The following is a 24,904-nucleotide window of genomic DNA, read 5'->3' on the forward strand; positions in this document are numbered from 1 at the left end:
GGCATCGAGTACATCGGCCGGATCGACCAGCAGGTCAAGGTGCGCGGCTACCGGATCGAGCTGTCAGAAATTGAGGTTCGCCTCGCCCAGCTTTCGGCTGTGCAAGACGCGGCAGTGGCTGCGGTGAAGGATAAAGCGGGCAACACCGCGTTATGTGCATATGTCACACCGGAAGACGCTGATACCGAATCACTCAAGTCAGCGTTAAAAGACACACTGCCGGACTACATGATCCCAGCGTACTGGGTAACGATGGACGAGCTTCCTGTGACCGCCAACGGAAAGGTTGACCGCAAAGCCCTGCCTCAGCCTGATATTGAAGCGCAAAGTGCGGCATACAAGGCGCCGGCCACGGAAATGGAAGAGCTGTTAGCCAATATTTGGCAGGATGTCCTCGGTATCCCGGACATCGGCATAAGCGACAACTTCTTCACGCTTGGCGGCGATTCCATCAAAGGCATTCAAATGGCGAGCCGCCTGAACCAGCACGGCTTGAAGCTGGAAATGAAGGATCTCTTCCAGCATCCGACGATCGAAGAGCTGGTGTCTTACGTAGAACGCACGGAAGGCAAAGAGGCTGATCAAGGCCCGGTAGAAGGAGAAGCGATGTTAACGCCGATCCAGCGCTGGTTCTTTGACCGCAAGTTTACGAATCAGCACCATTGGAACCAATCGGTGATGCTTCACGCACCGAAAGGCTTTGACCCGATAGCGGTTGAGAAAACGTTACAGGCGCTGACGGAACATCATGACGCGCTTCGTATGGTCTATCGCGAAGAACAGGGAGATGTCATACAATCATTCCAAACAATAGACGAATGCAAGATCAGCTTAGAAATTGTGGATCTGTACGGTTCTGATGAAGACATGCTGAAAAGCCAGATCAAGGTGCTGGCCGATCGGCTGCAAAGCAGTCTTGATATTAATAACGGGCCGATTGTAAAGGCGGAGCAATACCGCACGGAAAAAGGAGATCATCTTCTGATCGCCATTCACCATCTGGCGGTCGATGGCGTGTCATGGAGAATTTTATTACAAGACTTTGCATCGGGCTATCTTCAGGCTGAGAAGCAGGAGGACATTGTCTTCCCGCCGAAAACAAACTCCTTTAAAGACTGGGGAGAAGAATTGCTGGCTTTCTCTCAATCAGAGCAGCTTTCAAAGCAGTCTGACTATTGGGAGCAGATTGACGCCGAGCACATTTCTCCAGTGCCTAAAGATCACGAATTGGAAAAACGTCTTGTGAAACATACATCATCTGTCATTTCTGAGCTGTCTGAGGAAGAGACGAAACATCTTCTGACGGATGTTCACCACCCGTATGGAACGGAGATCAACGATCTTCTTCTCAGCGCTCTCGGCTTAACGATGGAAGAATGGACAAAGCAGCAAAAAATCGGCATCAACCTAGAAGGGCACGGCCGGGAAGACATTATTCCGAACGTCAATATATCCCGGACAGTCGGATGGTTCACGGCTCAATATCCTGTTGTATTAGATATGCCAGGAGAACGCGATCTCTCAGCCGTCATCAAAACGGTGAAAGAGGGCTTGCGCCGCGTTCCGGATAAAGGCATCGGATACGGAATTCTCCGCTATCTATCTGAATCTAAGCAGAAAAAAGGCTTCACTCCTGACATCAGCTTTAACTATTTAGGCCAGTTTGACAGTGAAGTGAAGACTGAATTTTTCGAGCCGTCCTCATACGATATGGGCCGTCAAGTAAGCGAGGAGTCAGAAGCACTTTATGCCTTGAGCTTCAGCGGTATGGTCCGCAATAATCGTTTCGTCATTTCTTGCTCATACAATGAAAAGGAATACGACAGAAGCACGGTTGAGGAACTAATGGAACGTTTTAAAGACCATCTCCTGCTGCTCATCCGCCATTGTACAGAAAAGGAAGACAAGGAATTCACACCGAGCGACTTTAGCGCGGAAGATCTGGAAATGGACGAGATGGGAGATATCTTTGACATGCTTGAGGAGAATTTGAAATAAAAGGCGGGAGCGAAACAGATGAGTCAATTTAGCAAAGATCAGGTTCAGGATATGTATTATCTATCGCCGATGCAAGAAGGGATGCTGTTTCACACCCTTTTGAATCCCGGCCAAAGCTTTTACATTGAACAAATCACAATGAAGGTCAAGGGCAGCTTTGAAGTAAAACTGCTTGAACAAAGCATGAACGTGATGATGGACCGGTACGATATTTTTCGTACCGTGTTCATTCATGAAAAAGTAAAAAGGCCCGTTCAGGTCGTGCTGAAGAAGCGGCCATTTCAGATAGAAGAAATCGACCTTTCCCATTTATCTGAGAAAGAGCAAGAGCAAAAAATAAATGAATACAAAGAACAGGATAAGCGCCAAGGCTTTGATTTAACACGTGACATTCCTATGCGCACGGCTGTTTTTAAGAAGGGTGAGGCAAGCTTCGAATGGGTGTGGAGCTATCACCACATTTTGCTGGACGGCTGGTGCTTCGGCGTCGTTGTGCAGGATCTGTTTCAAGTGTACAACGCCCTGCGTGAGAAAAAGCCTTACAGCCTAAAGCCTGTTAAACCATACAAGGAATATATCAAATGGCTGGAAAAACAGAATAAACAAGCATCACTTCAGTATTGGACGGATTACTTGTCAGGCTTTGAAGGGCAAACGACTTTCGCGGAGCAAAGAAAGAAAGAGAAAGCGGATTATAAACCGAACGAGCTGCTCTTTTCATTGCCGGAAGCGGAAACAAAAGCTTTCACAGAGCTTGCGAAATCTCAGCGAACCACTCTCAGCACGGCGCTTCAAGCCGTCTGGAGCATCTTGCTGGGCCGGTATCAGCGGACAGATGATCTCGTCTTCGGAACCGTCGTATCAGGGCGGCCCGCAGAGATCAGCGGCGTTGAGCATATGGTCGGCCTGTTTATCAACGTTGTGCCAAAACGGGTAAGGCTGACTGAGGACATCTCCTTTAACGGCTTGCTTCAGACGCTGCAGGAGCAGTCATTGCAATCAGAGGCGCACCAATACGTTCCGCTCTATGATATTCAGAGCCAAGCCGATCAGCCGAAACTGATTGACCATATCATCGTATTTGAAAATTATCCGCTTCAGGATGCAAACAGCAATGGAAACAGCCAAAATGGCTTCGAAATGGAGGACGTCCATGTCTTTGAGAAGTCAAACTATGATCTCAACCTCATGGCATCGCCGGCAGACGAAATGCTGATCAAACTGGCCTACAATGAAAACGTCTTTGATGAAGCCTTTATTTTGCGCTTAAAATCGCAGCTTCTCGCAGCCATCAAGCAAATCGTGCAGCAGCCGGATACACCTGTTGCCCATATCAATATCATTGAAGAAAAAGAACGTCAGCACTTGTTAATGGGCTTGAATCCGTCCGCCGAAAAGCCTGAGATAAAAAGACTGACAGAATGGTTTACACAATCCGCGGAGCGCACGCCGGATGCTCCGGCCCTCACAGCAGGAGGCATAACGCTGACCTATCACGAATTAAATACCGAGGCTAACAGGCTTGCTCACCGCTTAAGAAAAAGTGGAGCCGGCAAAGGGTCTGTCACCGCACTCTTTACGAAACGTTCGCCTGAGATGGTCATCGGCATACTGGGGATTTTAAAAGCGGGAGGGGCCTACCTTCCGATAGATCCTGAATATCCGGAAGACCGGATCGCTTATATGCTTGAGGACAGCGGAGCGAACTGTCTGTTAACCCATCTGCCGCTTCAGAATGAGGCCGGTCAGCTTCCATACAAGGGAGAGGTTGTGTACATTGACGATACTAGCCGTTTTGAAGAGTCCGGCGCTGATCCGGATGAAGCTGGTGAACCGGATGATCCTGCGTATATCATGTACACCTCGGGAACAACCGGAAAACCGAAGGGGAATATCACAACTCATGCCAATATTCAAAGGGTTGTAAAACAGACGAATTATATTGCGCTTTCTGAGCGTGATACGATTTTATCGCTTTCCAATTATGCATTTGACGGATTTACCTTTGACCTTTACGCGGCGCTCCTGAATGGCGGCAGACTTGTCATTGCTGAACAGGAAACTATTTTGAACACAGACAGACTGATGGCGCTCATCCGAGATGAGAATATCAGCGTCATGTTCGTCACGACCGCTTTATTTAATCTGCTTGTCGATGCTGGACAAGAGTGGATGAAGGGGATACGGCATGTATTATTCGGCGGAGAACGTGCGTCGGCCGCCCATGTTCGCAAAGCCTTGCAAACCATGGGTCCTCATAAACTGATTCATGTATACGGACCGACAGAGGTTACGGTCTTTGCCACTGCTCATCAGGTTCAGGAAGTTCCGGAATCAATGTCCGCGATTCCAATCGGCAAACCGCTTAATGAAACAGAAGCATACATCTTAACAGAAACCAGCCAGCTTCAGCCATTTGGGGCAGTCGGTGAATTATGCTTGAGCGGAATGGGCGTGTCAAAAGGGTACCTTAACCGCGAGGAACTGACAAAGCAGAAATTTATCCAGCATCCTTTCAAGCCCGGAGAAAGGCTGTACCGCACCGGCGACTTAGCGCGCTGGCTGCCGGACGGAACGATTGAGTTTGCGGGGCGGATAGATGACCAAGTTAAGATCCGCGGACACAGAATCGAGCTTGAAGAAATTGAAAAGCAGCTTCAGGAACACGAGGAAGTAAAAGACGCTGTTGTCGTCGTGGACAGAACTGAAACAGGCGACGCTTCAATCAACGCATACCTTGTGTGCGAAACACAAGCTTCTTCCAAGGAGATTCAAGCCTTTATCAGTAAGCAGCTTCCGGCGTACATGGTGCCGCAGTCGTTTACATTCCTGGATCAGCTGCCGCTCACGCCAAACGGGAAAGTGAACAGACGCCTGCTGCCTAAAGCAGAGGCTGATCTGTCAGCCGGAGACGAATGGATCGGACCGCGAAACCAAACCGAAGACATGATCTGCCGAATCTGGTGTGATGTCCTCGGCAAAACCAAAATCGGCATCCATGATGATTTCTTCACACTTGGAGGCCATTCCTTAAAAGCGATGACAGCCGCTTCCCGCATCAAGAAAGAACTCGGAATCGAGCTGCCGGTTAAGCTTTTGTTTGAAGCGCCGACGATTGCCGGCATTTCAGACTATCTGAAAAACGGAAACTCAACTGGACTACAGGACGTTACGGTCATGAATGCGGATCAGGATCAAACCATTTTCGCATTCCCGCCGGTATTGGGTTATGGCTTAATGTATCAAAACCTAGCCAAGCACTTGCAAGCTTACAAAATATGCGCCTTCGATTTCATTGAGGATGAAGACCGGCTTGATCGTTATGCCGCAATGATCCATGAGCTTCAGCCGGAAGGACCTGTTACACTGTTCGGCTATTCGGCAGGCTGCAGCTTGGCATTTGAGACAGCCAAAAAACTCGAAGAACAAGGACGCAGCGTTGAGAGGCTGGTCATGGTGGATTCCTATAAGAAACAGGGTGTTAGTGACCTGGACGGCCGCACAGTAGAAAACGATGTCGAAGCGCTTATGAATGTAAACCGAGACAATGAGGCGCTTCACAACGAAGCCGTCAAGCAAGGCTTAAAGAAAAAAACACACGCTTTCTACTCATACTTCGTCAACCTGATCAGCACGGGGCAGATAAAAGCAGATATTGATTTGCTTACATCTGATACTGATTTTGAAATGCCTGAGTGGCTTCAATCATGGGAAGAAGCCACAAAAGGATCTTACCGTGTCAAAAGAGGTGCGGGAACACATGCGGAAATGCTGCAAGGAAAAAGTCTTGATAGGAATGCCGAGATTTTGCTCGAATTTCTAAGTGAAGAAACAATCAAGCTCTCATAAATGAATTGATGAAAGGGGGAGACGACAATGAGTCAACTCTTCAGATCGTTTGATACATCAGAAAAAACACAGCTCATTTGTTTCCCGTTTGCCGGAGGCTACTCGGCATCATTTCGCCCTCTCCATGCCTATTTGCAGGGAGAGTGTGAAATGCTGGCTGCTGAGCCGCCCGGACATGGCACCAATCAGACGTCTGCCATTGAGGATTTGGAGGAGCTTGTCCAGTTGTACAAGCAAGAATTGAATCTCCGTCCTGATCGGCCCTTTGTGCTGTTCGGACACAGCATGGGCGGCATGATCGCCTTCAGGCTTGCGCAAAAATTGGAACGCGAAGGCATCTTTCCGCAGGCGGTGATTATTTCTGCGATTCAGCCTCCGAATGTGAAGCGGAAAAAGGTCTCACACCTTGAAGATGAGGCGTTTCTTGAGCATATTATGGAGTTGGGCGGTATGCCGGCAGAACTTGCTGAAAATAAGGAAGTCATGTCATTTTTCCTCCCTTCCTTCAGGTCTGATTACCGGGCGCTCGAACGGTTTGAACCCCGTGATCTGGGGCAGCTTCAGTCACCTGTCCATATTTTTAACGGCCGTAAGGATGAAAAATGCATGAGAGATGCGCGCGGCTGGAATCAATGGGCCCAAAATCCGGCTTATCATGAATTTGACGGCGGACATATGTTTTTACTGTCTGAGACTGAAAAGGTGGCAGAAGAGATTTTTTCTATCCTGAATCACTGCAATCCGGCCGTTTCTCATAAATAAAAAACAAGCGGACAATACCTCTGTCCGCTTGTTTTACTTTTCCCTGCCGCTTGGGCATAATGACAGTATAAAAACAAAAACGGAGGGTACATGATGAAAAGCGCAAGCCCGTTTGTAGTAGTGGATAACTGTAAGGAATCCGTCGAGTATTATCAAAGCATCTTCGGCGGGGATATTAAAATACTCAACAAACACGAAGGGAAAATCATGCATGCCGAACTTCATCTCGGAAGCAGTCTGATTCATTTTTCTGATACGTTCGGCAGAATCCCAAAAGCTGAAAACGTGAAAATCATACTTCAGCTTGAGAGTGAGGAGGAAATCAGGGAGACGTACGATTCGCTGCTTCAGGACGGAGAGGTGACGGTTGAATTGCAGGATACGTTTTTCAACGCGATTCACGGACAGGTCACTGACAACAAAAACGGCATTTGCTGGGTGCTGAATTATATGAAATAAGGAAAAGGACAGACGCGGTCAGCGCTGTCCTTTTCTTTTGCGTATAGCGGCATTGCTGCCAAGGACGCCGATGATAATGCAGAGCGCGCCAATCACATGATAGAATGCGAGTGTTTCGTGCAGAACAGCAACACCTGCAAGCATCGTGACAAGTGTAGATAAATTGTTGAAGGCGCTCATTTTAAACGCCTCGATCTGTGACAGCGCGTAATTTGACAGATACGATGTAACCAAAGAAGACAGGATGCCCAAATAGATCATAGAGAAGATAAAATCTGTCTCACGAAACGGAGCGAAATATTGGCTGATGGTCCCGGCCGCTCCGTGCTGTATAAGAGCGATGCCGTTAAAGGTCAAAAATCCGATTGCAGACATCAAGTATGTCAGTTCCATCAGTCTGAAACGCTGTGTCATTCTTCTTGCTGCCGTGTTATAAGCTGCGGACGAAAGTGCTGACAGCAAAATCAACACGGAGCCTTTTAAACTGGCTGATTCAACCTGAACGCCTTTCATTGCAAAAATGACAATCACACCCGCCACTGATAAACACGTAAACCCTTTTTGGATCCGCGACGGACGTTCCTTTAGAAAATAAGCCGCAAACACCATCGTGAAAATGGGAATAGCCGCCTGAATAATTCCAGCTTCAGATGATGAGGAGTAAACGAGTCCAAATGCCTGAAAGCTAAAAAATAAAGCCGGATATAACAGAGCCAGCGGCAAAATGGAGAGCACATCCTTCAAGCTGATCGACAGCTTAATCCATCCGAATAAAACTGGAATTGATGCTGCCGCGAAAGACAGCGTGAAGCGATGAGCCAGTATATCAAACGGATTGGCCGATTGAAGTGCGATTTTAACAAATAGAAAAGAACAGCCAATAATCAATGCATTTAAAATAGCAGCGATGTAAGCTGACGTATGACGATCTGAAACGTGCATATAGTTTCTCCTTTAGATAAAAAAGTAGCGCCGGCCGCTCCCTTTTATTGTATGAGGAGGATAGGAACGATACAATGAGAAAAACAATGAACTGTACCGGTACAAAACAGGGGGAGAACGAATGGAGAAGTATATGAGTCTCTTGACGAAAGTAGAAGAGATGATGCAAAGCAGCGCATATCAAGAGGGAGACAGGCTGCCGTCTATCCGGCAGCTGTCCGATCGCTATCGTGTCAGTAAAAGCACCGTCATCCGCGCGCTGCAGGAGCTTGAAAAGCGTCATCTCATCTATTCCGTGCCGAAAAGCGGCTATTACATTGTGAAAAAGACAGGAAAACTGAAAAGCGGCCATTCGGGTACGATTGACTTTGCGACTTCAGCGCCGGACCCGGATATTTTTCCATATCGGGATTTTCAGCATTGCATCAATAAAGCGATTGATACATATAAAAACGATTTATTTATTTACGGAACACCAAAGGGCCTTCCGTCGCTGATTCTCGTCCTTCAGAAGCTGTTTGCGGACCATCAGGTTTTCGCAGAGGAGCGGCATATTTTCATTACATCAGGCGTCCAGCAGGCATTATCACTGCTTTGTGCGATGCCATTCCCGAATGGAAAAGAGAAGGTTGCCGTTGAACAGCCGGGCTACCATTTGATGATTGAACAGATTGAAGCGCTTCGCATACCCGCGGTCGGCGTGAAAAGAACGGCGCAGGGACTTGATTTGGCGGAGATAGAACGGCTGTTTAAAACGGAATCGATCAAATTTTTTTATACGATGCCTCGCTTTCATAATCCGCTTGGAAGCTCACTGGCAGAAGCGGATAAAAAAGAACTGGTGAGACTTGCTGAGAAATATGACGTCTATCTTGTTGAGGATGATTACTTGGGGGATTTGGATGATAACAAAAAAGCAGACCCGCTGCACGCCTACGACTTGGCTTCACGGGTCATTTATGTAAAGAGCTTTTCGAAAATGATTTTTCCCGGCCTTCGTGTGGGAGCCGCCGTTTTACCGGATGCGCTGATTGATACCTTCAATACGTATAAAAGGCTGAACGACATTGACTGTTCGATGATCTCTCAGGCGGCGCTGGAGGTCTATGTGAAAAGCGGCATGTTCCGGAGGCACAGGGAGAAAATCAGAGAATCCTATACGGAAAGATCCTTGCTGCTACATGAAGCGATTCAAACCCACGGACAAAACGGACGGTTTACCTATTCAGACGGCCAGGCTCCTTGTATCCATACTCACCTTGTACTGAATAAGGAGCTGCCGGCCTCGCGGGTCATTCAGCGGATGAAGAAGCAGGGCGTGCTCCTCGAGCCGATTGACCGCCATTATCTTTTGTCCTTTCCGAAAGAAAATCTGCTGAAAATCAATATCTCCAACGTAAAGAAAGAAGAGATCGAACACGGTATCAAGCTGATCATGAACAGCCTATAGCAGCTCTTCATACGTTTTCATCACGACACTTTCAGGGAAACGCGAATGAGCCGCGCATACCGCCATTTTGTAGTCCGGGTCAATGTCATACGTTTTGATAAAGCAAGGCTTATGGTTTTCCGGGAGCTCCACCGATACACGTCCGTCTTGGCGCAAACGGACTGAAAAAGAGTCAAGCGGCAGTGACAAGCCTTTCCCGGCCTGTTTAATAAAACTCTCTTTCATCGACCACAAATGATAAAAATAAGAGATTTGCTCATCCTTGTGTGTTGATAAAAGATCTCTGTACTCAGTTTCCGAAAAGAAGCGCTTAGCGATATCCAAGCTGATGGGTTTCATTTTTTCAATATCAGCGCCGATCGGCTCTGCATCAATGGCGCAAATCACCCAGCGGCCGGAATGGGAAATGTTAAAGTCGATATCGGGGAAAGCCGGTGCGTACGGCTTCCCGTACTCCTGTGTGAAAAAGTCAATGTCCTCTTTATTCACCCCATATTCCTCACTGATGACAGAGCGGACAAGCACATCGCCAAGCAGCGTGCGGTGTGCGTCCTCTTCATGATAAAATCGGCCGCATTTTTCCCGTTTTTCTGCCGACACAAAAGACATCAGCCTATCCGTCTCGTGCTGCTTCAGCGGGCGCTCCATACAAATTCCATAGATCTTCATACTCTATCCTCCGTCTGCAAATGATTGTTAAAACTATCCTATCACTTCTTTTTACTTTAAAGAATAAAAAAATAGCTGGGCAGTTACAAGGTAAGGCGCAAACGCGATCATCTACATGTGGAAGGATGGATAATAAAAAAGCTGTTACCAAAAATCGATAACAGCTTTTTATAATGAAGTGCCGGTCTGAGACACCTTTTCAACCCGTTTCATCAGCATATAACGCAAGAGCTGCGTGGACTGCGGGAGGGAAAATCGTAAAATTAATCCGGTCAGTATGGCTGTGATGATGGTTCCGATGCCGATCGGTCCGCCCATTCCCCAAGCGACGGCCAAAATGGTTAATTCAATTCCGTTTCGGACCCATTGCACATTCCAGCCTGTTTTTTCCGAGATGAGCATCATAAGCGAATCTCGCGGACCCGCTCCCAGCCCCGCCGATACATATACACCGACGCCATATCCGATCAGCAGCACGCCGAGAGAGAAGACAATCACTGATGCCGTATAAGTAGACGGTTCGGGCAGGAGGATGTTGAAGAAATCTATAAAAATGCCAATCAGCACCATATTCAGAATCGCGCCGATTTTAGGTAATGCTTTCGTAAATACAGAGGTTAAACACACGATGATCGCACCGATGATAATCGCCCATTGGCCGATCGTAAGCCCAAAACGCTGGAACAGCCCGTAATGAAAGGCATCCCATGGGCTGATGCCGAGAGCTTTTCCTTCAATCGTAAGTGATATGCCAAAAGACAAAATCAGCAAACCGATAAAATAAAATGCCCAGCGCAAAACAAATTCTCGCTTCACACGTTTTCCCTTCTTTCTGATCAATCACTCGATTGCCATTGTAGCATAGATTAAAAACGGGTGAAATAGGCTTTGCGTCAGGGGGCCTATCATAAAAAAACAGGGCGCCTTTACGGCGCACCTGTTTACACGTTTATTTACAGCGGATTTAAAATCCGGTTTAAAAACCGCTGTGTCCGTTCTTCTTTCGGAGCGGAGAAGATCTGGCTCGGCGGTCCTTGTTCCACGATGACGCCGCCGTCGATAAAGATGACTTCATCCGCCACTTCTTGAGCGAATTTGATTTCATGGGTGACGACAACCATCGTCCAGCCTTCATTGGCTAAGTCTTTAATGACCTTCAGCACCTCGCCGACAAGCTCGGGATCAAGCGCTGATGTCGGTTCGTCAAACAGCATCAGCTCCGGCTGAATCGCAAGCGCGCGGGCGATGCCGACACGTTGCTGCTGCCCGCCTGAAAGCTGGAACGGGTACAAGTCCATTTTGTCCCCCAAGCCTACTTTTTCAAGAAGCTGTATCGCTTCTTTTCTAACTGTTGCTTTGTCACGTTTTTGCACTTGGATGGGGCCTTCCATGACATTCTCAAGAGCGGTGCGGTGCGGGAACAGGTGATACGCCTGAAAAACCATGCCGGATTTCCGGCGCAGCCGCAGAAGATCAGACTGTTTCACTTTGCCGTTAAAATTGATAGAGAAATCATCAAACGCCAGCTCGCCGCGGTTGGGGATTTCCAAAGCGTTCAGACAGCGGAGAAGCGTCGTTTTTCCTGAACCGGACGGCCCCAGGATGGCGATGACTTTCCCCTTTTCTATCTTCATATCTATCTTTTTTAAAATTTCATTTTGACCGAATGATTTATTTAATCCGTTGACAGTCAGCATACGGAAACCTCCTTATTTGGCCACATAGCGATCGAGCCGCCGTTCAATCAGATGCTGGGCGAGGGAAAGCAAAGAGCAGATGATCCAGTAAATAAAGGCGGCTTCAATATAAATGACCAAGATTTGGTCAAGGTTGCGCGCCCCGATTTCCTGCGCTTTTCTGAACAGTTCCACAACCAAGATCTGAGAAGCAAGCGATGTATCCTTGATCAAGCTGATAAATGTATTTGATAAAGGCGGGATCGACACGCGAAACGCTTGCGGCAAAATGACGCGGAACAGTGTTTTTTGATGGGTCATGCCGATTGTATAGCCGGCTTCCCACTGACCTTTCGGCACGGATAAAATAGATGCCCGGATAATTTCAGAAGCATAAGCGCCGACGTTTAATGAAAAAGCGATAATTGCGCTTGGGAACGGGTCCAATGTAATATTGAACGCTGGGAACATATAAAAAATGATAAACAATTGAACGAGAAGAGGGGTGCCGCGCACCGCGGAAACGTACACGCCGAACACCCATCTCAATGGTGTTATCTTTGACATTCTGGCAAGCGCCGTCACAAGCGCGATGATCATTCCGAAAATAAAAGAAAGAATGGTAAGGGGAATCGTATAATAGATTCCCCCGGAAAGTATCGGCCAGAATGACTGCTCCACAAGGTCCCAAGGAATTGCTGTCCCAAGTGTCATTTCAGGCAGATTATTCAGTAACATCTTCGCCAAACCATTTTTTAGAGATCTTAGAAAGAGTCCCGTCCTCTTTCATTTCTTTTAATGCTTTGTTCACTTGGTCTGTGAGCTCGCCGCTTCCTTTACGGAAAGCAAAGAACGTATCTTGCGGATCGCCTGTTTCAAACGCGATTTTTAAATTTTTGTTGCCTGATGTTTTCAAGTAGTTCAGCACTGCAAGCTTATCGTTGTACGTCATATCGACACGGCCCTGCTGAATTAACTGAAATGCCTGGGCCATGCCTTCGATGCCCTCAACCTTTGCCCCGGCTTTTTCCGCTAATTGATTATAGTTGCTTGTTAATGATTGAGCGGATGTTTTTCCTTTGACATCTGCTTCAGATGTAATGTCTTTGTTGTTTTTCTTAGTCACGACAACTGCATTAGACGTTGTGTATTTATCTGAGAAATCATATTTGCCTTCACGGTCCGTTTTGCCGACTTGGTTGGCGATGACGTCAAACCGTTTGGAGTTTAAACCTGCAAACATGCTGTCCCATTGAGTTTCCTTGAATTCGGCTTTCAGACCGAGACGTTTGGCGGCTTCCGTGATTACCTCCACGTCATAACCAGTCAGTTTATCCGTTTTTTTATCATGATAGGTGAAAGGCTCATATGTCCCTTCCGTCCCGACCGTAAGGACTCCTTTTTCTTTAATAGAAGCCCAAAGATCGCTGTCTTTTGGGTTATCTTTCGACCCGTTGTCACTTGATGATCCGCAAGCCGCGAGAACCGCAAAGCTAACCATCATACATAAAGCGAAAAATGCCTTTTTCATCCTATTCCCCACTTTTCTGATTAATTTTATTGAGTTAAAAAAATATAGCTCACAAATGTAAAGCATAACTTTTTTTTAGTATGAGTCAAGTAATTGGTTTTCATGAAAGAAAAAAATGTCCCGTCACATCAAAATAAATTCAAAAATTGCTGGACCGGTTTTGGCAGATAACTGTCCTTTCTCCACATGACGGCGGGGGTCATGATGAACGGGTTGTCCTCAATATGTACCGTATGAATATGGTTTCTCATATGAAGCGGTATCATGGTAAGAGGCAGAATGGTTGCCCCGAAGCCTGATGACACCAGACTGAGCAAAGTCGCCGAATCGTGGCATTCACAAACAATCCTCGGCTCCAGATCCAGCCGTTTAAACTCATTAATGACTTGATCATACACGCCCCTCCCATTTACAGTCCGCAGAAGGATGAGCGGAAACGAAGCGATGTCTTCCATATTGATCGTGTCACCGCAAGTGTTGTCCGCTGCTTCTGACATGATGAAGACACACGGAATGTCTTCGAGCTTCTTTGTTTGGATACTGTCGCTTTTCAGGAGGGTGGTGGTAACGGCCGCGTCGATTTGCCGTGATTCCAACAATTCTAACAGCATCACCGGTTCATTCTCCCAGATGTTAAAGGTGAGGTGGGGATATGCTTCCTTAATCTGCGTCACTTTTTCCAGCATCAGAGCTGCGCAGTAAATGGTGGAACCGACTGCCAGTGTTCCCGCGACTTCCTCTTTTAGCTCCTGTACCTCAATGACGGCGTCTTCAAACTTGTTCAAAATGTCTTTTGCCCTTTTTAAAAAAACGGTTCCCTCGTATGTCAGAGTCATTTGCTTTTTTTTATTGCGGTCGAAAAGAATGACTCCCAGTTCCTCCTCCAGTTGTTTGAGCTGTCTGCTTAACGGCGGCTGCGCCATATGAAGTTTTTTTGCGGCTGACGTGATTTTCTGTTCTTGAGCGATTGTCACGAAGTATCGTAACTGACGGATATCCAATATGGACTCCTCCTTTTTTTCTATACCTTTAAGGTATTGTATATAGATTTAATGAATATTTTTCATATGGATATATCAGGAGTATGATGGATTTGAAGACATAATTCAAGCGTAAGGGAGGGGCCATATTGAAACTCGTTGTCGGGATGACCGGAGCTACAGGGGCTATTTTCGGAGTCAGGCTTTTAGAATGGCTGAAGGCCGCAGGAGCGGAAACTCACCTTGTCGTTTCTCCTTGGGCTCATGTCACAATCAAACATGAAACAGGTTATAGCTTAAAAGAAGTTGAAGAGCTTGCCTCATATACGTACTCTCATAAGGATCAGGCGGCTGCCATTTCAAGCGGGTCTTTTCAAACGGACGGCATGATCGTCGCCCCGTGCAGTATGAAGTCGCTCGCAAGCATTCGCACGGGGATGGCGGACAATCTGTTGACCCGGGCTGCAGATGTCATGCTGAAAGAGAGAAAAAAGCTTGTCCTGCTGACGAGAGAAACGCCGCTTAACCAGATTCATTTAGAGAATATGCTCGCATTAACAAAGATGGGAACCATTATTCTTCCGCCAATGCCGGCTTTTTATAATCAGCCGGCAAGTCTGGATGAAATGGTGGACCATATTGTATTCAGAACGCTGGATCAATTCGGCATTCGCCTTCCTGAGGCAAAACGCTGGAATGGAATTGAAAAAGAAAAAGGAGGAGCTTGATCATGGCTTATCAAGATTTCAGAGAATTTCTCGCTGCCCTGGAAAAAGAGGGACAGCTATTAAAAGTGGATGAAGAGGTGAAGCCGGAGCCGGATTTAGGAGCCGCAGCCCGCGCAGCCAACAACCTCGGCGATAAAAGCCCGGCTCTTTTATTTAACAATATTTACGGCTACAACAATGCACAAATCGCGATGAATGTCATCGGTTCTTGGCCGAACCACGCGATGATGCTTGGCTTGCCGAAAGATACACCGGTGAAAGAGCAGTTTTTTGAATTTGCGAAGCGATATGAACAGTTTCCGATGCCGGTCAAACGCGAAGAAACTGCACCATTTCATGAAAATGAAATCACAGAGGACATCAACCTGTTCGATCTATTGCCTCTTTTCAGAATTAACCAGGGTGACGGCGGCTATTATTTAGATAAAGCGTGTGTCATTTCCCGTGATCTGGATGACCCTGACAATTTCGGCAAGCAGAACGTCGGAATTTACCGGATGCAGGTAAAAGGGAAAGACCGCCTCGGCATTCAGCCAGTTCCGCAGCATGACATCGCGATTCATCTTCGCCAAGCAGAAGAACGCGGCGTCAATCTTCCGGTCACTATCGCGCTTGGCTGTGAGCCTGTCATTACGACCGCGGCGTCAACTCCGCTCCTATATGACCAATCAGAATACGAAATGGCGGGAGCGATCCAAGGCGAACCGTATAGAATCGTCAAATCAAACCTGTCTGACCTTGATATTCCTTGGGGCGCAGAAGTCGTGCTTGAAGGAGAAATCATTGCCGGAGAACGGGAATATGAAGGACCGTTCGGCGAATTTACCGGCCATTATTCAGGCGGACGCAGCATGCCGATTATCAAAATCAAACGCGTATCTCATAGAAATCATCCGGTATTTGAACATTTATATCTCGGCATGCCTTGGACAGAGTGCGATTACATGATCGGCATTAATACATGCGTGCCGCTTTATCAGCAGCTGAAAGAAGCATATCCGAGTGAAATTGTCGCTGTGAACGCAATGTACACACATGGCTTAATCGCCATTGTATCTGCAAAAACCCGTTACGGAGGATTTGCAAAAGCTGTCGGAATGAGAGCCCTGACTACACCGCACGGACTCGGCTACTGTAAGATGGTGATCGTCGTGGATGAAGATGTTGATCCGTTCAACCTCCCGCAAGTCATGTGGGCGCTTTCAACAAAGATGCATCCGAAGCATGATGCCGTAACCATTCCTGATTTATCCGTGCTGCCGCTTGATCCGGGATCAGACCCATCCGGCATTACTCATAAAATGATTCTCGATGCCACAACGCCTGTTGCGCCGGAAACAAGAGGCCATTATTCACAGCCGCTTGACTCTCCTTTAACAACAAAAGAATGGGAACAAAAACTAATGGACTTGATGAATAAATAAGAGAAAGGATGATCTGACATGCATACATGTCCTCGATGTGATTCAAAAAAGGGAGAAATCATGAGCAAATCGCCTGTAGAAGGCGCTTGGGAAGTCTACCAATGTCAAACGTGTTTCTTCACATGGAGATCATGTGAACCGGAAAGCATTACAAACCCGAAAAAATACAATCCATCATTTAAGATCGATCCGAAGGAAACAGAAACAGCTGTTGAAGTGCCGGCTGTTCCGGAAAGAAAGGCCTGACATATGAGCAGTATGTCAGACCGCCTCTTTGAGCTTCTGGACGGGAACCGCTTAAAAGAAAAACAGCACGAGGCCTTTGTCCTGCAAACTGTATCGGAGGACGGCTGGCCCCATGCCGCGATGATCAGCGCGGGAGAAATCATAGCAACCAGCCGAACCGGTCTCCGAATCGCCCTATGGAAAAACACAACGACTGCGGGCAACTTGATCCGTACAGGACAAGCCCAGCTCGCCGCATGGTGGAAGGGAGCCGCTCACTACGTCAAAATGCAATGTGAACCCCTGCCGCCGCTTGCGGACGCAGCATTCGACAGAGAACGGTTTTCCTGCCGTATCGTCTCAGTAAAGGAAGATATAGCGAAATACGCAGACTTGACTTCCGGTGTCAGCATTCAGCTGCACAACCCGGAAGAAGTGCTAAAAAGATGGGCCGTAACGCTTGAGGAACTGAAACGTTAATGCAAAAAGCCTGACGCTATGCGTCAGGCTTTTATTGTCTGGAAAATTGTATAATGAAAAAGCAACTCATTACAGCCAAAGGGGACATTGCGATGGGAAACAGAGGGATATACCGGGTTGATGGTTTTGATTTATCTTATGATATCGAAGGGGCAGGCACACCTATTCTGGTGATAGGCAGTGCCGTTTACTATCCGCGTCTCTTTTCAGCGGAGATCAAACAAAAATACAAATGGATATTTATTGATCACAGAGGGTTTGCGAAGCCGACGCGGACATTACAGCCGGAAGATCAAAGGCTGGATCGCGTATTAAAGGATATCGAAACAATGAGGCAAGCGCTTCAGCTTGAGGATTTTGTGATTATGGGGCATTCAGGACACGCCTTTATGGCCGCAGAATATGCCAGAACATATCCTGAACATGTTCGGAAGGTTGTATTACTAAATACGGCCCCTGACAACAGTGAAAACAGACAACGCAAAAGCGAGGCATTTTTCGAGAACACAGCCAGCCCCGAGAGAAAGAGCCGATATGAAAAAGAGATTACTAAATTGGCGGGCGACATTGAAAAAGACCCGGAAAGAAGATTTGTGCATATGTGCATTCGCTCTGCGGCCAAGAACTTTTACAACGATAGATCCGATGCGGCTGCTATATGGGATGGTGTTTCCGTCAATATGCCGATCATGGATTACTTATGGGGAAAAGCGTTCGCAGAACTTCATCTTATTCAAATGTTAGCCGATGTTCAGGTGCCGGTTTTTATCGGCTTAGGGAGATTTGATTATGTAGTTGCCCCTGTGTCTTTATGGGATGCCGTTGATGACTCGTATCCGCATGTGAAGAAGGTTGTTTTTGAAAAGAGCGGGCATAACCCTATGCTGGAAGAACCGCAAGCCTTTGAGCAAAGTTTGGCCGATTGGATATAAAATAAAAAACGCCCGCAGAGCTGATCTGCGGGCTGTTTCTATTCTATAAAACACCTTTCATCGCCCGTTTAATGACCGGCGAGAGCAGCAGCAGGATGCCGCCGAGAATAATAGAGACCAAACCAATTGTACCGAAATAAGCTGAATCTGATACTTTTCCGAAAAATACTGAAACTTTTGCATTGATCGCTTGGGCTGAAGCATTTGTCAGAAACCACAAGCTCATGGTCTGCGCTGAGAAAGCAGCCGGCGCAAGTTTCGTTGTAACCGATAAGCCGACAGGAGACACGCACATCTCGCCAAGCACCACAAGCAGGAAGCTGAGAACCAGCCAAAGCGGGCTGACGAGTGCATCTTTTCCTTGCATTGCAGGGAAGATCATGATGACAAATGATAATCCGGCTAAAATAATCCCAATCGCGAATTTAACAGGTGTGGAAGGCTGGCGTTTACCAAGCTTCATCCAAAGCCATGCGTAAATTGGGGCGAAAATCACCACGAATAATGGATTTAATGATTGGAACCATGATGAGTGAAGCTCTAATCCGCCTAATGACAGTTTTGTGCGCTCATCGGCGTATAACGCAAGAATGGTCGCTCCTTGTTCTTGAATCGCCCAGAACATCATAGCTGCGATAAACAGAGGAATATACGCGGCAAGCCGTGATTTTTCTGTTTTTGTCGCTTTTTTGCTTGTAAACATCACTATAAAGTAGGCAATTGGAATGAGAATACCGAGGATACTGACAAGGTTAATGAATCGTTCGATATTTAATATTCCCGTTTGAATCGCAATGATAGCTGCAATAATCACAATGATGAGGCCGATTCCGGTGCCAAGCGCTGCTTTTTTAGAAAGGGGATTTGGCACATTTGAGCCTGCAAGCCCAAGATTTTTCTTTCTGGTTAACGCAAATACGATGAGTCCGAGCAGCATTCCGACTGCGGCAGTTCCGAAGCCGAGATGATAACTATATTCTTGTCCGAGTGTTCCGACAATTAGCGGCGCGATTAAAGCACCAAGGTTGATTCCCATAACAAAGATACTAAAACCTGAATCGCGGCGCGGGTCTTCTTTTGTATAGAGATCGCCGACGACGCTGGAAACGTTCGGTTTTAATAAACCCGTCCCAATAATGATAAGCGCCATGCTGATAAAGAACGCTGTCGCACTTCCTGGAAAGGCTAGTACAATGTGTCCGAACATAATTAAAATCCCGCCGTAAAACACAGTGTTTGCCGTACCGAATAACCGGTCAGCGAGCCAGCCGCCGATGATGCCTGACATGTATACAAGAGATCCATAAATCGACATAATGGCAACCGCTGTGCCTTTGTCGAAGCCGAGACCGCCGTTTACTGTCTCTGTATACAAGTAGTAAAGCAGGATCGCTCTCATGCCATAGTAGGAGAAACGCTCCCAAAATTCTGTGAAAAACAGAGTGAATAGTCCTCGCGGGTGACCAAAGAACCCTTTTTGCGGGACGCTTTTAATGATACTTTCGTTATCAATCGAAGCCATGTCAGCCAAACCCTTTCTGAAAGAAGTGTATTATAAAAATAATATTCTTATATAATACGCGTGTCAATATGAATTATACTCATTTCAAAAAGTTCCATTATCGAAAAATAAAATCATAGATTAGTAGTGGGTTTTTCCTATTTCTTAAGACTCTTTTGTTAAATAATCTTACAAAGATATATTGAGAAAATATTTAAATAAAATTTTAGATACATGTCCAAGCGGATATGGACATGCGACATAAAATGAAATGAATAAACGAGATAGAGGGGGATGCTTTCATCATGGCTGAATTTGTATTGGATGTGACAGACTATGGCGTTTCAGGAGACGGTAAGACAGACTCGACCGAAATGATTAATCAATGTCTAACCGCGGCTTCTGAAAAGGGATATCATACTGTCTGGTTTCCAAAAGGCACGTATATGATTGACGGAACCCTTGGAGGAGATTCGGATCAGGCCTTCCGAAACGCGGGTATACAAGTTCCTGATGACTTGACCATCTTAATGGACCCAGAGTGTGTGATAAAAGTGATACCGAATGATTCGTGGGGGTATTCTGCATTTTATGTAGGCAGAAAAAAAAATATAACTATTTCCGGCGGACAAATTATCGGAGATCGGGATGAGCATACGTATAAAAACGCAGGCCTCAGACAGACCCATGAATGGGGCTTCGGTATATGTATAGAGGGCAGCTTGAACATTCTGGTCGACAATGTCAGCATTTCAGATTTTACAGGAGACGGGATTATCGTCAGTCCGCGAGGGTTAAAGACAAATCCTGATTACACCACGTCAGAAAATGTTATAATTCAGGGCTGTGAAATCAGACGGTCACGGCGAAATAACATTTCGATTACAGGAGGTGAAACAGTCACTGTGCAAGACTGTATCATTGAGGATGCGGGAAAAGGAAATGGCATAGCGCCGAAATTCGGAATTGATATTGAGGGGTATGGCGAAGGAGATTTAGATTATGAGGAAGCGCTGAATATTACAATCCGCAACAACTTTTTTTATGGGAACGTTTCCTGTTCAGTATGCAATTTTAACGGCTATGGCGTCATTATAGAGGGGAATCAAGCCGACAATACAATCAGCTACGGCTACGGAACAGAGACTCTCATTTTAGGAAATATTATTAAGTCTGAGAACGGAATTATACAGAGTGCCGGAATTGCAGGACTGGGTGTATCACAAGGGAAAGACGGAAGCGATGCGGTTATTGAAAGCAATCTCATCACTGGATTCTCCACTGGAATTGATATCAGAGGCAAAAGCGTCCTTGCAGCCAATAACAAAATCAAAAACTTCGATAATACGGGAATATCCGTCTATCAGGCTTCGAACGTGTTAATCGAGGGAAACATAATTGAAAACGGAATATCCCAGACAAGGCGAAGCACAGGTTTCAGAGCAACGTTGTCGGACGATACGATATTTGCCAATAACAGCATTACCCAAGTCATTGACGGCATCAACATATCCGACGGTGATATAACGGTTAAGCAGAACGTCCTGAAATTGTTCAGCAGAGGAATTTGGGTTACCCAAGGCAGCCCGGTTATTGAAGGAAATACGCTTGTTCCAAATGCTTTTGAAGGCTTTATGGAATCCTACGCCGTATCCATTACGAACAATGCCTCAGCTATTATCAAGAACAACACATTCCGCAGTTTTAAAAACTATCCGATTTACTGCGCCACAAACGCAAAAACATCGATCATCGGCAACCACTTTGAGCAATCCCCCCTGCTCGTGACCATTTATATCAACTCCGGCACCCATGACATAATGGATAATACGATCACTGTAAACAGAACAGCAGGTACACCAATTGCTATATATTTGAACAGTTCTTCAGGCTCAACGATCTCCGGCAATACCATCCACAACCTGTCAGCAAACACGGCCTCTGCCATCCAAACGAACACATCCACAAATTCACGCATCATCGCTAACCGAATCATCAAAGGAACCATCGTCAGACACAGTACGGATATTTCAATAGGCAATATTGTCGTATAAGCATAAAAAACGCCCCAGATCAGGGGTTGTTTTTTTTCAGTTTTCGTAACGAAATCGCTTCTTTCAGCAGGACTAAGAAAAAAATGAAAGATGTAACCCACTCCGCAAAGGTTGTCATTTTGATGGTGTTCAAATTATTTTGGATCGCTGCCATCAGGCTTAATCCCTGCACCATATCCATTAAAACCGATATCACGAGCATCAAACCGATTAAAAATGCCGTTACTGCGAAAATCTTCAAATGAGATCACGCTCCGTTTCTTATTTTAATTCTTTACGTAAGGTTATTCAGATGCTTCATATGTATATTTTTTCAGATGTGCAGGAAAAATACGAAAAAATGTGAAGGAAAGGTATTTTACGACATGCCGCGATTTTTTAAACGAAAGCAAAAGAAAAATACCGATCAAGAAGAACCCGAAAAGAACCTGTCTGAGGCGAAAGACAAGGCAGATCAACAAGACCGGAAAGACAGCTCAAAACATATCCATTCTGCTCTTTCAGAAAACCTTGCAGATATCACAGAAAAAACGGGCGGCAGTTCTGACGTGGTGATCCGGGAACTCGAAATCGGAGAAAAGGGAAGCGTGCATATTGCCGTCATTTATATAGCCGGATTAGTTGATAATCAGTCAGTGAATGAATCCTTAATTGAAGCCTTAATCAGCAACAAATCTCTTCAAAAAGATGACACGATCGAGCAGGTGCTCAAACAAACGGTAGCGCTCGGGAGCGTCAAGCCTGAACAAACGTGGGACGGGCTTTTAACAGCGTTAATGCTGGGAAATACATTGATTTTCGCAGAAGGAGCCGACCGCGCGCTTATCGCAAGTACGGAGGGGGGAGAGCGGCGTTCTATCGAAGAGCCGGGTACTCAAGTGTCGTTTCGGGGACCTCGTCAAGGCTTTACGGAATCCATCCAAACGAATGTTTCCATGATCCGCAGATATATTAAAAACCCGAATGTCTGGGTGGAGAAAATGAAGATCGGCACCGTTACACATACAGAAATCGCCTTGATGTACATTAACGGCATCTGCGAAGACAAGACAATAAAAGAAGTGAAGCAGCGCCTGAAAAAAATTGATATCGACAGCATTTTAGAATCAGGATACATTGAACAGCTCATTGAGGATGAAACATATACCACGTTTCCGACCATCTATCATACAGAGCGGCCTGATATTGTAGCGGGGAATTTATTAGAAGGCAGATTTGCGATTATCGTGGACGGAACGCCGTTTGTGCTCATTGCGCCGGCAGTCTTTATACAATTTTTTCAATCGGTTGAAGATTATTATTCGCGCTTTGATATTGCCACAAGCATCAGGCTTTTGAGGATATTAATCTTTTTCATTTCACTGGTTGCGCCGGCGATATATGTAGCGGCTACCACATTTCATCAAGAAATGATTCCGACCCAGCTTTTGATTGTAATTGCGGCGCAGCGGGAGGTTGTGCCGTTTCCGGCCGTGATTGAAGCGCTTACGATGGAAGTCGCCTTTGAAATTCTAAGAGAGGCGGGTGTCCGTCTGCCGCGGGTTGTGGGCTCCGCCGTTTCGATCGTCGGAGCGCTTGTCATTGGACAGGCTGCGGTTCAGGCGGGAATCGTATCACCCGCCATGGTAATCGTTGTGGCGATTACCGCGATTGCGAGTTTTGCCACACCGGCATTCGCCATGGCCATTTCAGCGCGTCTGATCCGCTTTACCTTTATCATCGCAGCCGCCACGTTTGGTTTTTACGGTTTGATCTTAGGCATTATTATGATGGTTGTCCATCTGTGCAGCCTGCGTTCCTTCGGTGTTCCTTATATGTCGCCTCTCGCCCCGTTTTCTTTTCAAGGGTTAAAAGATACATTCGTAAGGGTGCCGTGGTGGGCGGATAAAAAAAGGCCGGCGCTCATCGGCGGAAAAAATAAGGATCGGGAAGCCGAACATCAGCGCCCTCAGCCGGATTCTTCCCGGGGAATGGTCAACAAAGATCTGAAAGATGGTGGACGTGATGATTCGTAAGCGGGTTTTAGCCGTATTGATGGTTGTTAGTATTGTATTCTTGCCGGGGTGCTGGGATAAACGGGAACTGACAGACCTTGCCCTCATATCAGCGATTGGGATTGATAAGAAAAATAACGGCAAATACGTGCTCCACTTTCAAATCATTAATCCGGGCAATGTAGCTGGAGGGCTTCAAGGCGGCGGGGCGGGAGACAGACCGCCTGTATCCGTTTATTCCGTAGCCGGTGATAATCTGACGGAAGCGATGAGAAGAGCATCTGTAAAGATATCAAGACGGCTGTATTACTCTCACACAAATCTCGTGGTCATCAGTGAAAAGCTGGCAAGAGAAGACGGACTTAATGATGTATTTGATAATTTGGAACGCGATACAGAGTTCAGGACAACGGCAACTGTCGTGATTGCTCATAAAACAAAAGCTGAAAATATCATTAAGGTCCTCACGCCGATTGATAAAATCCCGTCCAATAAAGTGAACAAAACATTGGATTTTACAGAATCCCAATATGGAAAAAATATAAAAACAAACATACAGGATATCATAAAATGCCTTGTTGTCCCGACCAAATCCCCCATTATAACCGGATTTACCATGAAGGGTGACAGTGAAAAGGGAAAAAGCTTGGAGAATACGCAGTCAACAGAATCGAAAGCCGTTCTTCAGGCAGACGGCCTGGCCGTATTTAAACACGACGGCCGCTTACAATATTGGATTGAGGATAAGAACGGTATCGGAGTCATGTGGCTGCTGAACCGAATCAAACATACGTATATCAACGCCGATTGGAAACAGGTTGAAAATGCAATAAGCCTTCAAGTGAGCCGTCAAAAAACAAAAGTGTCCGCTTCTCTTCAAAATGGCCAGCCGCACATTCACGTCCATATCATTGTGGAAGGGACAGTAGACGCAGTCAAATATCCATTTCATTTATCAGATCCTAAAGTACTGGAGCAGCTAGAACGCGTTCTCAGCAAACAGTTAAAAAAGGACATTGCCGGAACCGTCCAGAGTATTAAAAAGAACAAAGTGGATATTGTCGGATTCGGTGATCCGATCTTTAGAAACTACCCAAAAGTATGGAAAAAAATAGAGCCAAAATGGGAAGCTGAATATCTGCCCAATCTGCCGGTTGATATCAAAGTGGAAACATTTATCAGAAGAACTGGTTTGAGGAACAATCCTCTTCAAGATAAGCTTGATCATGATTAAACGTGAAGAAAGGAGC

General features: G+C 46.2%; 22 protein-coding genes. 13 read left to right on the top strand and 9 right to left on the bottom strand.

Translation table 11 applies throughout. The features are described from left to right. The 4 genes from AXI57_RS05990 to AXI57_RS06005 all read left to right on the top strand — a co-directional run. Positions 1–1,998 (top strand): condensation domain-containing protein (locus tag AXI57_RS05990; protein ID WP_238380165.1); only part of this gene is annotated, 1,998 nt, incomplete at its 5' end. A gap of 18 nt (positions 1,999–2,016) precedes the next feature. Next, positions 2,017–5,847, top strand: coding sequence for a non-ribosomal peptide synthetase (locus AXI57_RS05995; RefSeq protein ID WP_061669548.1), 3,831 nt, complete (start codon positions 2,017–2,019; stop codon positions 5,845–5,847). Positions 5,848–5,874: 27 nt separating this feature from the next. Continuing rightward, on the top strand, positions 5,875–6,609 hold the full coding sequence (gene srfAD, locus AXI57_RS06000; RefSeq protein WP_061669549.1) for a surfactin biosynthesis thioesterase SrfAD: 735 nt from the start codon (positions 5,875–5,877) through the stop codon (positions 6,607–6,609). A gap of 93 nt (positions 6,610–6,702) precedes the next feature. Further along, positions 6,703–7,068: a VOC family protein gene (locus AXI57_RS06005; RefSeq protein ID WP_004430170.1), complete on the top strand. Its 366-nt coding sequence runs from the start codon at positions 6,703–6,705 to the stop codon at positions 7,066–7,068. An 18-nt stretch (positions 7,069–7,086) separates the two neighbouring features. On the opposite strand, the gene AXI57_RS06010 is transcribed toward AXI57_RS06005, so the two are convergent. Next, the gene (locus AXI57_RS06010) at positions 7,087–8,010 is read right to left on the bottom strand and encodes a DMT family transporter (protein ID WP_061669550.1); all 924 of its coding nucleotides are present in this window, start codon (positions 8,008–8,010) and stop codon (positions 7,087–7,089) included. Between the two features lie 121 nt (positions 8,011–8,131). Here AXI57_RS06010 and AXI57_RS06015 point away from each other — a divergent pair, with 121 nt between their 5' ends. After that, a complete protein-coding gene (locus AXI57_RS06015) occupies positions 8,132–9,460 on the top strand; it encodes an aminotransferase-like domain-containing protein (RefSeq protein ID WP_061669551.1) in 1,329 nt (442 codons plus the stop codon). Here AXI57_RS06015 and AXI57_RS06020 read toward each other — a convergent pair. The 6 genes from AXI57_RS06020 to AXI57_RS06045 form a co-directional block, all read right to left on the bottom strand. Beyond that, positions 9,455–10,129 (bottom strand): 4'-phosphopantetheinyl transferase family protein, encoded by a 675-nt coding sequence (locus AXI57_RS06020; RefSeq protein ID WP_061669552.1) that lies wholly within the window; start codon positions 10,127–10,129, stop codon positions 9,455–9,457. The two genes, AXI57_RS06015 and AXI57_RS06020, sit on opposite strands and share 6 nt — an antisense overlap. 168 nt (positions 10,130–10,297) lie before the next feature. Next, a complete protein-coding gene (locus tag AXI57_RS06025; protein WP_035175258.1) occupies positions 10,298–10,945 on the bottom strand; it encodes a YczE/YyaS/YitT family protein in 648 nt (215 codons plus the stop codon). 137 nt (positions 10,946–11,082) lie between these two features. After that, entirely contained in the window at positions 11,083–11,826 is a 744-nt protein-coding gene (locus AXI57_RS06030) for an amino acid ABC transporter ATP-binding protein (RefSeq protein ID WP_061669553.1), read from the bottom strand. Positions 11,827–11,838: 12 nt separating this feature from the next. Next, positions 11,839–12,543 (bottom strand): amino acid ABC transporter permease, encoded by a 705-nt coding sequence (locus tag AXI57_RS06035; protein ID WP_004430194.1) that lies wholly within the window; start codon positions 12,541–12,543, stop codon positions 11,839–11,841. Continuing rightward, positions 12,530–13,336: a cystine ABC transporter substrate-binding lipoprotein TcyA gene (gene tcyA / locus AXI57_RS06040; protein ID WP_061669554.1), complete on the bottom strand. Its 807-nt coding sequence runs from the start codon at positions 13,334–13,336 to the stop codon at positions 12,530–12,532. Before tcyA ends, AXI57_RS06035 begins: the two co-directional genes overlap by 14 nt. A gap of 128 nt (positions 13,337–13,464) precedes the next feature. Then, positions 13,465–14,337 (bottom strand): LysR family transcriptional regulator, encoded by an 873-nt coding sequence (locus tag AXI57_RS06045; protein ID WP_061669555.1) that lies wholly within the window; start codon positions 14,335–14,337, stop codon positions 13,465–13,467. A 128-nt stretch (positions 14,338–14,465) separates the two neighbouring features. Between AXI57_RS06045 and AXI57_RS06050 the strand changes: the two genes are divergently transcribed. From AXI57_RS06050 to AXI57_RS06070, 5 genes are all read left to right on the top strand, one after another. Next, positions 14,466–15,044, top strand: a complete 579-nt coding sequence (locus AXI57_RS06050; RefSeq protein ID WP_004430206.1) for a non-oxidative hydroxyarylic acid decarboxylases subunit B — start codon at positions 14,466–14,468, stop codon at positions 15,042–15,044. A 2-nt stretch (positions 15,045–15,046) separates the two neighbouring features. After that, the gene (gene bsdC, locus AXI57_RS06055) at positions 15,047–16,468 is read left to right on the top strand and encodes a phenolic acid decarboxylase BsdC (protein WP_061669556.1); all 1,422 of its coding nucleotides are present in this window, start codon (positions 15,047–15,049) and stop codon (positions 16,466–16,468) included. Between the two features lie 18 nt (positions 16,469–16,486). Further along, positions 16,487–16,714 (top strand): phenolic acid decarboxylase subunit BsdD, encoded by a 228-nt coding sequence (gene bsdD, locus AXI57_RS06060; protein WP_010789725.1) that lies wholly within the window; start codon positions 16,487–16,489, stop codon positions 16,712–16,714. 3 nt (positions 16,715–16,717) lie between these two features. Then, complete coding sequence (locus AXI57_RS06065) at positions 16,718–17,173, top strand: pyridoxamine 5'-phosphate oxidase family protein (RefSeq protein ID WP_061669557.1); 456 nt, start codon at positions 16,718–16,720, stop codon at positions 17,171–17,173. Between the two features lie 92 nt (positions 17,174–17,265). Beyond that, positions 17,266–18,105, top strand: a complete 840-nt coding sequence (locus AXI57_RS06070) for an alpha/beta fold hydrolase (RefSeq protein WP_061669682.1) — start codon at positions 17,266–17,268, stop codon at positions 18,103–18,105. A 43-nt stretch (positions 18,106–18,148) separates the two neighbouring features. Here AXI57_RS06070 and AXI57_RS06075 read toward each other — a convergent pair whose 3' ends face one another. After that, the gene (locus AXI57_RS06075) at positions 18,149–19,627 is read right to left on the bottom strand and encodes a peptide MFS transporter (RefSeq protein ID WP_061669558.1); all 1,479 of its coding nucleotides are present in this window, start codon (positions 19,625–19,627) and stop codon (positions 18,149–18,151) included. A 284-nt stretch (positions 19,628–19,911) separates the two neighbouring features. Between AXI57_RS06075 and AXI57_RS06080 the strand changes: the two genes are divergently transcribed. Further along, positions 19,912–21,660, top strand: a complete 1,749-nt coding sequence (locus AXI57_RS06080) for a right-handed parallel beta-helix repeat-containing protein (RefSeq protein ID WP_061669559.1) — start codon at positions 19,912–19,914, stop codon at positions 21,658–21,660. 19 nt (positions 21,661–21,679) lie between these two features. Here the strand turns inward: AXI57_RS06080 and AXI57_RS06085 are convergent, their stop codons facing one another. Next, positions 21,680–21,901: a YczF family membrane protein gene (locus AXI57_RS06085; protein ID WP_004430231.1), complete on the bottom strand. Its 222-nt coding sequence runs from the start codon at positions 21,899–21,901 to the stop codon at positions 21,680–21,682. A 124-nt stretch (positions 21,902–22,025) separates the two neighbouring features. Between AXI57_RS06085 and gerKA the strand changes: the two genes are divergently transcribed. After that, positions 22,026–23,675 carry a spore germination protein GerKA gene (gene gerKA, locus AXI57_RS06090; protein ID WP_061669560.1) on the top strand — a complete coding sequence of 550 codons (1,650 nt, stop codon included), beginning with the start codon at positions 22,026–22,028 and terminating at the stop codon, positions 23,673–23,675. Beyond that, complete coding sequence (locus AXI57_RS06095) at positions 23,665–24,888, top strand: Ger(x)C family spore germination protein (RefSeq protein WP_061669561.1); 1,224 nt, start codon at positions 23,665–23,667, stop codon at positions 24,886–24,888. Before gerKA ends, AXI57_RS06095 begins: the two co-directional genes overlap by 11 nt. The last annotated feature ends 16 nt before the right edge of the window (positions 24,889–24,904 follow it).

Source organism: Bacillus atrophaeus (assembly GCF_001584335.1).
In the GTDB taxonomy this organism is placed as follows: Bacteria; Bacillota; Bacilli; order Bacillales; family Bacillaceae; genus Bacillus; species Bacillus atrophaeus.

Coding starts and splice junctions, on each gene's coding strand:
- gerKA (WP_061669560.1), top strand. CDS start 22,026: ATGCCGCGATTTTTTAAACGAAAGCAAAAGAAAAATACCGATCAAGAA.
- AXI57_RS06095 (WP_061669561.1), top strand. CDS start 23,665: ATGATTCGTAAGCGGGTTTTAGCCGTATTGATGGTTGTTAGTATTGTA.
- AXI57_RS06035 (WP_004430194.1), bottom strand. CDS start 12,543: ATGTTACTGAATAATCTGCCTGAAATGACACTTGGGACAGCAATTCCT.
- bsdD (WP_010789725.1), top strand. CDS start 16,487: ATGCATACATGTCCTCGATGTGATTCAAAAAAGGGAGAAATCATGAGC.
- AXI57_RS06075 (WP_061669558.1), bottom strand. CDS start 19,627: ATGGCTTCGATTGATAACGAAAGTATCATTAAAAGCGTCCCGCAAAAA.
- AXI57_RS06080 (WP_061669559.1), top strand. CDS start 19,912: ATGGCTGAATTTGTATTGGATGTGACAGACTATGGCGTTTCAGGAGAC.
- AXI57_RS06005 (WP_004430170.1), top strand. CDS start 6,703: ATGAAAAGCGCAAGCCCGTTTGTAGTAGTGGATAACTGTAAGGAATCC.
- tcyA (WP_061669554.1), bottom strand. CDS start 13,336: ATGAAAAAGGCATTTTTCGCTTTATGTATGATGGTTAGCTTTGCGGTT.
- AXI57_RS06070 (WP_061669682.1), top strand. CDS start 17,266: ATGGGAAACAGAGGGATATACCGGGTTGATGGTTTTGATTTATCTTAT.
- AXI57_RS06030 (WP_061669553.1), bottom strand. CDS start 11,826: ATGCTGACTGTCAACGGATTAAATAAATCATTCGGTCAAAATGAAATT.
- AXI57_RS06065 (WP_061669557.1), top strand. CDS start 16,718: ATGAGCAGTATGTCAGACCGCCTCTTTGAGCTTCTGGACGGGAACCGC.
- AXI57_RS06015 (WP_061669551.1), top strand. CDS start 8,132: ATGGAGAAGTATATGAGTCTCTTGACGAAAGTAGAAGAGATGATGCAA.
- AXI57_RS06010 (WP_061669550.1), bottom strand. CDS start 8,010: ATGCACGTTTCAGATCGTCATACGTCAGCTTACATCGCTGCTATTTTA.
- srfAD (WP_061669549.1), top strand. CDS start 5,875: ATGAGTCAACTCTTCAGATCGTTTGATACATCAGAAAAAACACAGCTC.
- AXI57_RS06020 (WP_061669552.1), bottom strand. CDS start 10,129: ATGAAGATCTATGGAATTTGTATGGAGCGCCCGCTGAAGCAGCACGAG.
- bsdC (WP_061669556.1), top strand. CDS start 15,047: ATGGCTTATCAAGATTTCAGAGAATTTCTCGCTGCCCTGGAAAAAGAG.
- AXI57_RS05995 (WP_061669548.1), top strand. CDS start 2,017: ATGAGTCAATTTAGCAAAGATCAGGTTCAGGATATGTATTATCTATCG.